The organism is Mycolicibacterium sp. XJ870, assembly GCF_053483975.1.
Window position 1 is genome coordinate 370,062 of record NZ_JBEFTI010000002.1, and the last position, 12,131, is coordinate 382,192.

Here is a 12,131-nt window from a genome sequence, read left to right on the forward strand (position 1 = left end):
ATGAGCACTGACGGCACGATCGCCGTCCCCGCTGATCTCGACGCGGTAACCGCGATCGGCGACGAGGACCACTCGGGCATCGACCCCTATTCGATCGAGCGGATCTGGCAATCGGTGCGGTACTGGTACCGCGCCGGCATGCACCCGGCCATCCAGGTGTGCCTGCGGCACAACGGGAAGGTTGTGCTGAACCGTGCGATCGGACACGGCTGGGGCAACGGTCCCGACGACCCGCCGGACGCCGAAAAGATCCCCGTCACAACGGAAACCCCGTTCTGCGTGTATTCGGCGGCCAAGGCGATCAGCTCGACTGTGGTGCACATGCTCGTCGAGCGTGGGCATTTCTCCCTGGACGACCGCGTCTGTGATTACCTGCCCAGCTACACCAGCCACGGCAAGGATCGCACCACCATCCGGCATGTGATGACGCACAGCGCCGGCGTACCGATCCACACCGGACCGCGCCCGGACGTCACACGAGTCAACGACAGCGCGTACACCCGTGAGCAACTGGCCGCACTGAAGCCGGTGTACCGGCCCGGGCTGGTGCACATCTACCACGGGCTGACGTGGGGACCGCTCATCCGGGAGATCGTCTCGGCGGCCACCGGCCGCAGCATCCGCGACATCCTGGCCGAGGAGATCCTCGACCCGCTCAAGTTCCGGTGGACCAATTACGGCGTTACGCCAGAAGAGGTTCCGTTGGTCGCGCCGAGCCATGTCACCGGCAAGCCACTGCCTGCGCCGATCGCAGCGGCCTTCCGGGCCGCGGTGGGCGGCACCCCTGACCGGATCATCCCGCTCAGCAACACTCCGCTGTTCCTGACCAGCGTCGTGCCATCGTCAAGCACCGTATCGAATGCCGAAGAAATGTCTAGATTCGCCGAAATCCTGCGCCGCGGAGGCGAACTCGACGGCGTTCGCATCATGACCCCCGAAACCCTGCGCGCTGCAACCACCCCGCGCCGCAGGATGCGGCCGGACGTCGCGACCGGCCTCAAGCCGATGCGCTGGGGCACCGGTTACATGCTGGGGGGCAAACGCTTTGGGCCGTTCGGCCGCAACACGCCCTCGGCATTCGGCCACACCGGGCTGGTGGATATCGCAGTGTGGGCCGATCCCGCACGCAGCCTGTCCGCCGCAATCGTCAGCAGCGGCAAGCCCGGCGCCCACCGCGAGGCCAACCGCTACCCCGCGGTGCTCAACCGCATCGCGGCCGAGATCAACTGAATCAGCGCAGCTTCTCGCCGTAGACCCGCTCGACCGTAAGGGCCATCAAAACCCGGCGATCGGACACCATGACCGATCGGTACTCGTCCCAGTCGGGGTGTTCGCCGGCAGCCTTGCGGTAGTAGTCGACGAGCGCCTCGACCTCGGGGCCGTGCGGGTCGGCGCCGGGCCCGGTCAGCGTCACCGGACCTTCGGCGGTGGCCCATGCCCAGCCGTCGGCACTGGTCACCTCGAGCGCGGCGCGCGGGTCGCGACGCAGGTTCACGGTCTTGGCGCGCCCCTCGGTCATCGACACGTAGATGACGTCGGACGCCGGGTCGTATGAGGGCGTCACCGGCGACAGCTGCGGGACCCCGTTGGCTTTAATGGTGGCGAGTATGCCCAGCCGGGCCTCGGCCAGCAGCGAGCGCGGATCGAATGAGGTGGCAGTCACATGTGTGGGCAACTCTCGACAGTGGGCCGCTATTCCGAACGGAGTCGACGATGACTGACGAACCCATCCGCGACGACCTCGCGGAGATGTTGCGGCGCCGGGCGTTGACGCAGGACGCGGCCCGCCCGGATGCGGTAGCGCGCAGACATGCCGCCCACGGCAGAACCGCGCGCGAGAACATCGCCGACTTGATCGACCCGGAATCGTTCGTCGAATACGGCCGGTTCGCCATCGCGGCGCAGCGGCGACGCCGCGACGAGACAGACCTGATCGAACGCACCCCGGCCGACGGCCTGGTGGCGGGCACCGCGCGCATCGACGGCCACGCCTGCGCGGTGCTGTCGTACGACTACACGGTGCTGGCAGGGACCCAGGGCGCGCTGGGTCACCGCAAGAAGGACCGGCTGTTCGAGATCATCGAACAGCTGCGGCTGCCCACGGTGTTCTTCGCCGAGGGTGGCGGTGGCCGCCCGGGCGACACCGACTATCCGACGGTGTCCTCCCTGGAGGTGCGTGCCTTCAAGTTGTGGGCCGCGTTGTCGGGCGTGGTGCCGCGGATCGCCGTGGTCAAGGGCCGTTGTTTCGCCGGCAATGCGGTGATCGCCGGGGCCGCCGACCTGATCGTCGCCACCGAGGACACCTCGATCGGCATGGGCGGGCCGGCGATGATCGCCGGTGGCGGGCTGGGCGATGTGGCACCTGACGACGTCGGACCGATCTCGGTGCAGGCGCCCAACGGTGTGGTCGACGTGGTCGTGCCAGGCGAGGCAGAGGCCGTCGCCGTGACCAGGGAGCTGCTCGGCTACTTCCACGGACCCACCGAGTCGGGTCGTCAATCGGATCAAACCGCCTTGCGCACAATGGTTCCCGAGCGTGCCCGGCGCGCCTACCACGTCGGGCCGATCATCGAGACCCTTGCCGACGCGGAGTCCGTCACGTTCCTGCGGGAGAAATTCGCACCCGAAATGGTGACGGCACTGGCTCATATCGATGGTCGGCCCGTCGGGATCATCGCGAACAACACCAGAGTCATGGCCGGAGCGATCACAGCCGCCGCATCGGACAAGGCCGCGCGCTTCCTGCAGTTGTGCGACGCGTTCGGGCTGCAGGTGGTCTCGCTCGTCGACTGCCCTGGCTACATGGTCGGCCCGGCCGCCGAGGCCGAGGCCCTGGTGCGCCGCGGGTCGCGCTTGCTGGTGGCAGGCGCGACGCTCAGCGTGCCTTTGGTGGCGGTGATCCTGCGGCGCGGCTATGGGCTTGGCGCACAGGCGATGTGCGGTGGAAGCCTGCACGAACCGTTGCTCACGGTGGCATGGCCGGGTGCGCATCTGGGGCCGATGGGATTGGAAGGTGCGGTCCGGTTGGGCATGCGTAAGGAGCTCGAGACGATCGCGGACGACGACGCCCGCGAGGAAGCCGTTCGCGACGCCACCGCGGCTGCCGAGGAGAACGCCAAGGCGCTCAATTCTGCGGCGCTGTTCGAGATCGACGACGTGATCGACCCGGCGGAGACCCGCTCGTTGATCGCCGCGACCCTGGCCGCAGCCGCGCAGCACGAAAGGCCTCGCCCCAGGCGGTTTGTCGATACGTGGTGATCACAGCTCGAGGTACATGACGTGCAGTCCAACCGGGCCGTGCGTACGGGAGCGGTAGGCCTTGGGGATTGTGCCGACGATTCGGAACCCGAAGTCCTGCCACAGCGCCACAGCTCGCACATTCGTCTCCACCACGGCATTGAACTGGATTGCTGCGTAACCGTTTTCGAGATGCCAATCGATAACCCACTGCGCCATGGCCCGCCCAACCCCGCGAGCCGTCGCATCCGGATCGACCATGAAGCTCGCCGTGCCGACGTGATCACCACGGCCGGGCTTGTTCGGGCCCATCCTGGCCGTACCGACAATTGCGTCGTCGACCACTGCCACGATCGTGTGGCCCGGCGGCGGCGCCAGCCACACCTCTGCGATCTGCGCGTCGGTCAGGTCTTCGGGATAGGTGTAGCTTTCGCCGTCGGCCACTATGGCCCGGAAGAACGGCGCGATCTCAGCGATGTCATCGGTCGTAGCGGCGCGGATCTCCACGCTGTGACCCTATGACGACCGTTGACTACACAGCGTAGTAGACGTAGCGTCCGCAGTATGCGGCAGTGGAGTTTTGCGCAGTGGGGGCTGCTGGTCATCTCGCTGTTTCACGTGATCCAGGCGATCGTCGGGTACATCGCCGAGCCCAGCTTCGAGACGGGCCCCGACGCGCCGACCGTGCAGATCTTCGGGATGGATTACAACGGCTGGCACGCGGTGGCAGGCCTTGCGCTGTTCGGTCCGGGGCTGGTGTTGTGCTGGCGCAAGTCATGGTCGGTGCTCTACCTGATGCTGGCCGCGGTCGCCGGCGCCGTGCCTGGAATCTGGGCCTTCTTCTCGAACCAGGTCGCATACATCTTTGCCTTCCCGAACAACATCACCGACGCGGTGGTGCATCTGGTTACCGCCGCGGTGATGCTGGCGATCGCGGCAATCCAGGTCCGTCGCGACGGAGGGCTGCGAAACTCGTTAGCCGAGCTACGCCCGCGACGGTGATGGCAAGCGGTTAGCTGGCCACTTCTCCCGATAACAATTCGGTCACCGTGCAGATCACGATCAATTAAGGGTGACCGCCGGAATCTGAGAGTTTTCAAGATCATCCGTCGGATATCGGTGATATTGAGTCCCAATTCACTGCCCTAGGACGTAACGCTGCTCCGCAGGTAGCGAGGCCGTCGAGCGGTTGGCGTTTTGCTCCGCACGGACGCGGTTACGGTCGATTCAGGCGGGGAAACAGCGACCGAAATCGCGACCCATTCAAATCCGAAGGAAATGATCATGAAATACACTGGTATCACTGCGCGCCGTGGAATCGCCGGCGCCTGCGCTTCCGGTCTCATCGGGGGCGTCGCCGCAGCAATCATCGGCGCACCGGCGGCGAGCGCTGCGCCGGACTGCAGCGCAAGCGGGCTGGCTAACACCGTCAGCTCGACCACCGGTGCTGCCCGGGCGTACCTCGACACCCACCCGGGTGCCAATCAGGCGGTCACCGCTGCGATGACGCAGCCACGTGCGCAGGCGTCGGAGACCCTGCGTGGGTACTTCACCGCCAACCCGGCGGAGTACTACGACCTGCGGGGCATCTTGGCGCCCATCGGCGATACACAGCGCGAATGCAACGTGACGGCGCTGTCACCGGAACTGTCCTCGGCTTACAACGAGTTCATGGCCGGCTGATCGAGTAACGGACCGCCGCCACGGCAAGTGCCATGGCGGCGGTCGTCTCGACTACCGGCTTGTCGTAGCCGGAACCGCCCGTCATACCGTCTAGGAATGGCGAACAGGTTGCAAGGTTTCCGGCGGCGATCCGTTGCCGGCCGTCCGCGGACCCGCACTCGTAAGACCAGCCCGTCACCGCTGGAACCGGAATGGACACCGGAACCGGCGCGCTATGGCGTCGGCGTGCACCGCAACGTCGCGATACCGACCTCCGACGGCACCGTTTTGCGGGCCGACGTCCACTACCCGACCGACCCGTCTGGCGCCCCCGCGGCCGGACCGTTCCCGGTACTGCTGTCCATCACGCCGTACGGAAAGAAGGCCCCGCCACCGGCCGCGCAGATCGGCGGTGGCGCCACCCCGTACCTGATCAAGCGCGGCTACATCGAGGTGATCGCCGACGTGCGCGGCACCGGAGTGTCCGGCGGCTCATTCGAGATGCTGGGCGTCGAACAGGTGCAGGACGGCGTCGACCTGGTCAACTGGGCCGCCAAGCTGCCGAACTCCAATGGCCGCGTCGGCATGTTCGGCATCTCGTATCTCGCGATGAATCAATTGCTCACCGCCGCCGCGGTCGGCCCGGAATCGCCGTTGAAGGCCATCTTCCCGGTCATGGCCGCCAACGATTTCTACCGCGACGTGGTCACCATGGGCGGCATACCGCACATGCGCACGGTTCGGGCGTACGGCGCGGTTTACTCACTGCTCAACGTCGTCAACCCGGTGTTGGAGTTCGCCAACCGCGGTCGACATGAACGTCCGCGGGCCGGTGGCTGGTCCGCGGTGCGCCAGCGCGGGCGCGATCAGCGACAGTTCTTCAAGACGATGACCGCCGACGCCGCGCGCGGTGGGGACACCGCATTCGACGGGCCGTTCTGGGACACCATGCGCGCCGGCGATGTGTTGCCCAAGATCATCGAGAACGGCGTGGCCGTCTTCCTCATCGGCGGCTGGCACGACGCGTTCCAACGCGGTGCACCGCTGAACTACACCCTGCTGCAGAATGCGGCGGCGGGCCGGCCGGTCAATGGACCGATGGAGCTCGGCCAGCCCGTTACTGACCGGATCCAGCTGATGATGGGCCCCTGGTACCACGTATCGGATCTCGACGGGCTGCATCTCAACGCGTTGCAGCTGCGGTGGTTCGACTGGTGGCTCAAAGAATCGGCCGACGCCGAGGTGACGGGCCCGCCACTGCGGTTCCAGGCGATCGGCAGCTCGCAGTGGTTTCACACGCGGGAGTACCCGTTCCCTGAGGCCACCCCGACGCGGATGTACCTCGCCGAGGGCGGCGGCCTGACCGCCGATCCTGCCGGTGAGGTCACCGAAGCGCCGTTGCGCTATACCGCACGCGGACCGATTTCCGGGCGCAGCCTGGAACAGTGGAGCCTCGGCATGGGCAGCTTCATGGCATCCCAGCGGGGCCGGCAGATCCGCTACGACCTGGACCACAGCCGACTGCAGCGGGAGGCGCTGACCTACACCACCCCGGAGTTCAGCAGTGCCCAATTGATCGCCGGCCCAGTCACTTTGACCGTTCACGCAACCGCGAACACAACGGAGACGCTGTGGGTGGCGTACTTGGACGACGTGTCACCGGCAGGAGTGAGCCGTCCGCTGACGCAAGGCGCACTGCTCGGGTCGCATCGCGCGCTGGACCGGGAGGCGTCGTGGTACCTGCCCGATGGGACAGTGTTGCGCCCACAGTATTTCAGTACCCGTGCGGCGGCTCAGCCCGTCGTGCCGGGCGAGTTGACGCGCTACGACCTCGAGATATACCCCACCGCGGCGATGATCGAGGCCGGACATCGCCTACGACTGACGCTGACCACCTACGACTTTCCACACCTGGTCCCCACCAAGCCGGCACGAGCAGCGCTGGCCGGCGGTGTCTACCGGGTACAGCAGGGCGGCGAGTCGCCGTCGCGCCTGCTGATCCCGCTGGCCGACCCGGCGGCGTTCACTCCGAGCGGGTCGCCCGAAAGTAGGTGAGCTGCCCGATCAACCGTCGATGTTCGGATGCTCCGACAGCACAGTCGAATCCAGCCACTTCGAGTAGGCGCGGTATGCCGTCGCTTCGGACATCGACGATGTGCAACCGCCCACCGGGCTTCAGCACGCGGAACAGTTCCGCGGCGGCGGCCGCGGTCTTCGTGTCCTCATCGAGGTGGTGCAGCATCATCGAGGACAGCGCCAGGTCGAACTCGCCGTCACCGAACGGCAGGTCCTGGGCATAGGCCCGCTCCAAGCGGATACCGCTCATCCCCTTGATTTTTCGTTGTGCACGCTTGAGCGCACGCGGGTCCGGGTCAGTACCGGTGACCTCGATTGCGGGGCACGAACGCTTGAGGCGGGTGGTGACGTTTCCAGTGCCACAGCCGATTTCGAGGACGCGCTGGCCGGCTGCGAGATCTGCCTGCGCCACGAGCGCGTCGTACGCCCGGCCCATGCCCAGCACGCGGGTCAGCAGATCGTAGGCGGGCAGGAACGCGTCGTGACCGGTGGCGGGCAGGTAGTCGTGCCGGTTGGCCAGGAAATGAGGACGATGTTCGGTCATAGACCCAATCATCCAGCCGGTGCCTGGGCGATAGTTGGGCGAAGATCGGCAAAACTAGGACTATCTTCGGTCATGTGCCCGACGTTGCCCGCTTGGTCCGCCACCGCGGCGGCGTTCCTGTTTACCGGTACTGGACGGACCGAGACGCCCCGCCGGTGTCGTTGGTTCGAGGCGGTCAAAGCGACCTGATCGAGCACCGCCCGCATATCCACGACTTCCCCGTGCTCTGGTACGTATCAACCCAGGGGGTCGTCTACGTCGTCGCGGCCGGTGAGGTGATCGTCCCCAGTCGAATGACGACCGATACCGAAGGCGTCGGGGTGTTCTTCGACCCGGAGGCGATCGGGCACGGCAACAGCTCGCCGTGGCCGGCCTGGCAAGCGCATCCGCTGCTGTTCCCGTTCATCCACGGCCAGTCGGGCGGGCTTTTGCAACTCAGTGTGCCGCTAGATCGACAGCCAGTCTGGGACAACATGCTCCGGTCCATCGAGGCCGAACTTGCCGACCGCCGGGAGGGTTACCGGCAGGCCACCCTCGCCTATCTGACCGTGTTGCTGATCGACCTGGCCAGACTCGCCGGCGATGTGGTCGGCGACCTACGCAGCAGCGGCGAGCCACTGCTTGCCCAGGTTTTCGAGGTCATCGACCACCGCCTGTCCGAACCGCTGTCGCTGCGCAACGTCGCCGACGAGGTCGGCATGACTCCCGGGCACCTCACCACGCTGGTGCGCCGACGCACCGGACGCACAGTCGGCGAATGGATCGCCGAGCGCCGCATGAGCCGGGCACGCGAACTGCTGGCCGACACCGACCTCCCGGTGGCGGATATCGCGCTGCAAGTCGGGATGGTCGATCCTGGCTACTTCAGCAGACAGTTCCGCAAGACGCACGGCGCGTCGCCCCGGGAGTGGCGGCACGCAGGCGCCTGAATGACTCAGAACCGAATCACCTTGATAACAGGCGGGTTACGCCAGGCGCGGCCAAGGTGATCACACCGTAGGCATTGTTAGCGTGCCGGTGTGAAGCGGATGTTCATCGGCAGGTTGGCGCAACGCGTGGCGGCTTTGACGGGGGCGGTATTGATGCTGCCCGCGCTCAGCATCACGGCGCCCGCGGCGGCATATTCTCGGGAGGGCCTCCCGGTCGAGTACCTGGAAGTGCCGTCGCCGTCGATGGGCCGCGACATCAAAGTCACCTTCCAGGGCGGTGGACCGCATGCTTTGTACCTGCTCGACGGACTACGCGCCCAGGACGACGCCAACGGCTGGGACATCAACACCGCCGCCTTCGAGTGGTACCACGAGTCCGGCATCTCAGTGGTGATGCCAGTCGGCGGTCAGTCCAGCTTCTACACCGACTGGTACCGGCCGGCGGCGGGCAGCGCAGGCACCACGACGTACAAGTGGGAAACCTTCCTGACCCAGGAACTCCCGTCCTGGCTGGCCACTAATCGCGGGGTGCAGCCCACGGGCAACGCCGTGGTCGGACTGTCGATGTCGGGCGGCGCCGCGCTTACCCTCGCGATCTGGCATCCGCACCAGTTCATCTTCGCCGGCGCGCTCTCCGGCTTTCTCAACCCGTCACAAGGGTTGTGGCCCACCATGATCGGGTTCGCCATGAAGGACGCAGGCGGGTACAACTCGACCGACATGTGGGGGCTGACCAGCGACCCAGCCTGGCGTCGCAACGACCCGACGGTCAACATCGGGCGGCTCGTGGCGAACAACACCGCGGTGTGGGTGTACTGCGGGAACGGCACGCCTTCCGATCTCGACGCTCCCGGCGGCAGTTTCGGCACGCTGTACAGCGCGCAGTTCCTGGAGAACATCACCGTCAACTCCAACAAGGAGTTTCAGCAGAAGTATGTGGCCGCAGGTGGCCGCAACGCGGTGTTCAACTTCCCGCCCAACGGCACACACGGCTGGAATTACTGGGGATCGCAGCTGCAGCAGATGAAGCCGGACATGCTGCGAGTCCTCGGCGTCGGGGCCACCCCCGCTGCGCCGCCCGCACCCGCTGCGCCGCCCGCACCCGCTGTACCGGCCGCACCGGTTGTCCCGGCCGCACCGGTTGTCCCGGCCATGCCTGTAGTGCCGGCCGCCATGCCCCCTATTCCGTAGCCGCGCCGGCAGCAAGCAGCATCCCGGCCAAGGTGGCCGCGGCTGGGTTCGGCGTGGCCGGCTGCGCCAGGTAGATCCGCCAGATGATCGGTGTCGCCAACTGCACGGCCGTCAGTTCCGGGAACCGCGCCGCCTCACTGGCCGGCATGACCGCGGTGCCGAGACCGTTGGATATCAACGCTGCGGCGACGGTGTAATCGCTGGGCATCTCGTATGGCGTGCGGGCCAGTACCCCCTCCGACGCGAAAGCCTCGTCGATCAACTTGCGGATGCCGAAACCCACGGGAAACCCGATGAGGTCCTCGGCGGCGAGTTCACCGATCTGCACCCGGCGATGCGCCGCCAGCCGGTGATCGCCCCGGCACGCGAAGACCATGGGCTCGGCCGCGAGTTCGCGCATGTCGACACCCGAAGGGAAACGGTCCGGGGCCGAGATCAGCGCCAGGTCGAGCGTGCCGCCGGCGATCTCCGTCAGGTACGCCGACGACCCCGCCTGGCTCAGCCGCACCCGCAACCGGACATGCGGATGGTCGCGGTGGAATCGGCCGAGCACACCCGTCACGTCGAGCGCACCGAATGTCACCAGAGAACCGAAATCAACTGTGCCGGAAAGGAATCCCCGATACTCGCCGAGTGCATCCGTTGCCAGGCGGGCGCTGTGCATGACCTGCCTGGCGTGATCGCGAAACCGTTCACCGGCCGGGGTCAGGCGGATCCGCTGACGTGATCGATCGAAGAGGTCCACCTCGAGTTCGTCCTCGAGTTTCTTCACCGACGTCGACAACGCCGACTGCACGACGTGCACACGATGAGCGGCCCGGGTGAAGCTCAGTTCATCGGCCACCGCGATGAAATACTCCAGCTGACGCAGTTCCACGTCATCAATGTAGAAGATGATCACTATCAAAAACGATCGTTGGACTTGATAGCGCGCAGGCAGTGTCATTGAGGCATGACAAAGGCCCCGCTCAAACTCGTCGCATCCACACTGATGGCAATTGCTGCGCTGGCCGCCCCGGCCGCACATGCCGGCCCCGTCGATGGGCCCACCGCAGGAGTGTCACGAACGGAGCTGCAGCGCGTGCCCGCTCCGACGCCGGGCTTCGAGATCATCCAGACCCGTTTCGAGATCCCGGCCGGCAAGGAGTCCGGCAGGCACAACCATCCCGGACCGGAAGTGTGCTACATCGTGCAGGGCGACGTCGACATCATCTTCGACGATCGACCCGCACTGCACCTGCACTCCGGTGACCCGTTCCTGATCCCGACCGGGGCGATTCACAACGCCCGCAACGTCGGCACGGTCCGGACGCTCATGTTGTCCACCTATGTGGTGCCTGCCGATCAGCCTTTGGTGGACATGCACTAGGCCTCCCGCACGCCCCCGTAGATGCCGCGCCTGACGATCCACGCCTGCAGAATCCGGTCTATTGACCAGGCCGGAAACCGGAATGCAAACCCGTTGGGCGCGAACACTTCCAGACCGTCGGGCTGCGGGCCGAGCACCGAACCCCACCGGCTCGCAGGTGGACTGAACGCTCGCATCCGGCCACCGGTGAAATAAGCGGCTACGTTGCGGGCAACCAACCCGTCGGCCCGATTACGGGCCGACGACCGCAGCGGATCGGTGGCCGCCACGTCGCCGACCGCGAACACCCCCGGTGCGCCCGGCACCTGCAACTCGGGCGTCACCCGCACGAAGCCGCGATCGTCGAGAACGCCGGCCGGAAGCCACCCGGTGTTGGGCCGGACCTGACCGATCGCCCACAGCACAGCGTCGGCCTGCACCGGCGGCTGTCCGGTGCTCCAGCAGACCGGATCGGACGTGATCGCGTCACAGTCGAAGCCGGCCGGAACCACCGCGCGGTGGCCAGGGTGTAGCGCTACACCGGCAGCGACCAGCCTGCTCTCCACACGGCCGCGGGCCCGCCAATGATGGTGCGGTAGCAGCGTTTCGCCCGGGAAGTACAGTTCGACGCGGGTACCCGGCCACCGCATCGCGATATTGGCCGCACTGCTCACGGCCGCGGCGCCGCCACCGATGACGGCGACCGAACAGGCGGAACCCAGCCGGTCGTGCGCAGCGCGCAGCCCGGCATCGACCTGACCGGTCGACTGCAGAACAGGTTGGCGCCAAAAGCCGTTGGTGACGCCCGTGGAGACGATGAGCGCGTCGAAGTGCTCGTCGCGCATCCGCCCATCGGCGTCGCGCACGGTGACGGTACGGGCCGCCAAGTCGGCTCCGGTCAGGCTGCCGTGCACGGTGTGCACTCGATCCAGCCCGCGGAACCGGTCGAATCCGATCCAGTAATCGCGGGCCCAGTCATCCGGGCGGGCCAACCGGATGCCGAGTTCCTGACCGCTCACCAGGCCGGGTTTTACCGAGATGCCGACGACGTCGAAGCGGCGGGCCAGCCGGATCGCGGCGAGCACGCCGGTATCTCCGAGCCCGGCGATCACCACCCGCTTTCGGTCCACGATCCGTGACGCTA

At 66.6% G+C, this 12,131-nt stretch carries 13 protein-coding genes; 8 read left to right on the forward strand and 5 right to left on the reverse strand.

Features of this window, described 5'->3' with window-relative positions; genetic code table 11:
* Window positions 1-1,230 carry a lipase LipE gene (lipE, locus tag ABQF30_RS13230; RefSeq protein WP_448464306.1) on the forward strand — a complete coding sequence of 410 codons (1,230 nt, stop codon included), beginning with the start codon at window positions 1-3 and terminating at the stop codon, window positions 1,228-1,230.
* A gap of 1 nt (window position 1,231) precedes the next feature.
* On the opposite strand, the gene ABQF30_RS13235 is transcribed toward lipE, so the two are convergent.
* Complete coding sequence (locus tag ABQF30_RS13235) at window positions 1,232-1,663, reverse strand: PPOX class F420-dependent oxidoreductase (protein ID WP_448464308.1); 432 nt, start codon at window positions 1,661-1,663, stop codon at window positions 1,232-1,234.
* A 50-nt stretch (window positions 1,664-1,713) separates the two neighbouring features.
* On the opposite strand from ABQF30_RS13235, the gene ABQF30_RS13240 reads away from it, so the two are divergent.
* Entirely contained in the window at window positions 1,714-3,258 is a 1,545-nt protein-coding gene (locus ABQF30_RS13240) for an acyl-CoA carboxylase subunit beta (protein ID WP_448464310.1), read from the forward strand.
* On the opposite strand, the gene ABQF30_RS13245 is transcribed toward ABQF30_RS13240, so the two are convergent.
* Window positions 3,259-3,744, reverse strand: a complete 486-nt coding sequence (locus tag ABQF30_RS13245) for a GNAT family N-acetyltransferase (protein ID WP_448464312.1) — start codon at window positions 3,742-3,744, stop codon at window positions 3,259-3,261. It lies immediately after the preceding gene.
* A 57-nt stretch (window positions 3,745-3,801) separates the two neighbouring features.
* Between ABQF30_RS13245 and ABQF30_RS13250 the strand changes: the two genes are divergently transcribed.
* From ABQF30_RS13250 to ABQF30_RS13260, 3 genes are all read left to right on the forward strand, one after another.
* Complete coding sequence (locus tag ABQF30_RS13250; RefSeq protein ID WP_448464314.1) at window positions 3,802-4,239, forward strand: DUF4383 domain-containing protein; 438 nt, start codon at window positions 3,802-3,804, stop codon at window positions 4,237-4,239.
* 282 nt (window positions 4,240-4,521) lie between these two features.
* Window positions 4,522-4,920: a heme-binding protein gene (locus ABQF30_RS13255; RefSeq protein ID WP_448464316.1), complete on the forward strand. Its 399-nt coding sequence runs from the start codon at window positions 4,522-4,524 to the stop codon at window positions 4,918-4,920.
* 96 nt (window positions 4,921-5,016) lie between these two features.
* A complete protein-coding gene (locus ABQF30_RS13260) occupies window positions 5,017-6,954 on the forward strand; it encodes a CocE/NonD family hydrolase (protein WP_448464318.1) in 1,938 nt (645 codons plus the stop codon).
* On the opposite strand, the gene ABQF30_RS13265 is transcribed toward ABQF30_RS13260, so the two are convergent.
* Window positions 6,923-7,519, reverse strand: coding sequence for a class I SAM-dependent methyltransferase (locus tag ABQF30_RS13265; protein WP_448464320.1), 597 nt, complete (start codon window positions 7,517-7,519; stop codon window positions 6,923-6,925). The genes ABQF30_RS13260 and ABQF30_RS13265 overlap by 32 nt on opposite strands.
* A gap of 74 nt (window positions 7,520-7,593) precedes the next feature.
* Between ABQF30_RS13265 and ABQF30_RS13270 the strand changes: the two genes are divergently transcribed.
* Complete coding sequence (locus ABQF30_RS13270) at window positions 7,594-8,448, forward strand: helix-turn-helix transcriptional regulator (RefSeq protein ID WP_448464322.1); 855 nt, start codon at window positions 7,594-7,596, stop codon at window positions 8,446-8,448.
* 90 nt (window positions 8,449-8,538) lie between these two features.
* Window positions 8,539-9,639, forward strand: a complete 1,101-nt coding sequence (locus ABQF30_RS13275) for an esterase family protein (RefSeq protein ID WP_448464324.1) — start codon at window positions 8,539-8,541, stop codon at window positions 9,637-9,639.
* Here ABQF30_RS13275 and ABQF30_RS13280 read toward each other — a convergent pair.
* Entirely contained in the window at window positions 9,629-10,516 is an 888-nt protein-coding gene (locus ABQF30_RS13280) for a LysR family transcriptional regulator (protein ID WP_448464326.1), read from the reverse strand. The genes ABQF30_RS13275 and ABQF30_RS13280 overlap by 11 nt on opposite strands.
* 75 nt (window positions 10,517-10,591) lie before the next feature.
* Between ABQF30_RS13280 and ABQF30_RS13285 the strand changes: the two genes are divergently transcribed.
* Window positions 10,592-11,008, forward strand: a complete 417-nt coding sequence (locus ABQF30_RS13285) for a cupin domain-containing protein (protein ID WP_448464328.1) — start codon at window positions 10,592-10,594, stop codon at window positions 11,006-11,008.
* Here ABQF30_RS13285 and ABQF30_RS13290 read toward each other — a convergent pair.
* A complete protein-coding gene (locus ABQF30_RS13290) occupies window positions 11,005-12,117 on the reverse strand; it encodes an FAD-dependent oxidoreductase (protein ID WP_448464330.1) in 1,113 nt (370 codons plus the stop codon). The two genes, ABQF30_RS13285 and ABQF30_RS13290, sit on opposite strands and share 4 nt — an antisense overlap.
* Between the last annotated feature and the right edge of the window lie 14 nt (window positions 12,118-12,131).

Excerpts from the sequence above, each read along its gene's own strand:
- lipE (WP_448464306.1), top strand. The coding sequence starts at position 1 with ATGAGCACTGACGGCACGATCGCCGTCCCCGCTGATCTCGACGCGGTA.
- ABQF30_RS13240 (WP_448464310.1), top strand. The coding sequence starts at position 1,714 with ATGACTGACGAACCCATCCGCGACGACCTCGCGGAGATGTTGCGGCGC.
- ABQF30_RS13250 (WP_448464314.1), top strand. The coding sequence starts at position 3,802 with ATGCGGCAGTGGAGTTTTGCGCAGTGGGGGCTGCTGGTCATCTCGCTG.
- ABQF30_RS13255 (WP_448464316.1), top strand. The coding sequence starts at position 4,522 with ATGAAATACACTGGTATCACTGCGCGCCGTGGAATCGCCGGCGCCTGC.
- ABQF30_RS13260 (WP_448464318.1), top strand. The coding sequence starts at position 5,017 with ATGGCGAACAGGTTGCAAGGTTTCCGGCGGCGATCCGTTGCCGGCCGT.
- ABQF30_RS13265 (WP_448464320.1), bottom strand. The coding sequence starts at position 7,519 with ATGACCGAACATCGTCCTCATTTCCTGGCCAACCGGCACGACTACCTG.
- ABQF30_RS13285 (WP_448464328.1), top strand. The coding sequence starts at position 10,592 with ATGACAAAGGCCCCGCTCAAACTCGTCGCATCCACACTGATGGCAATT.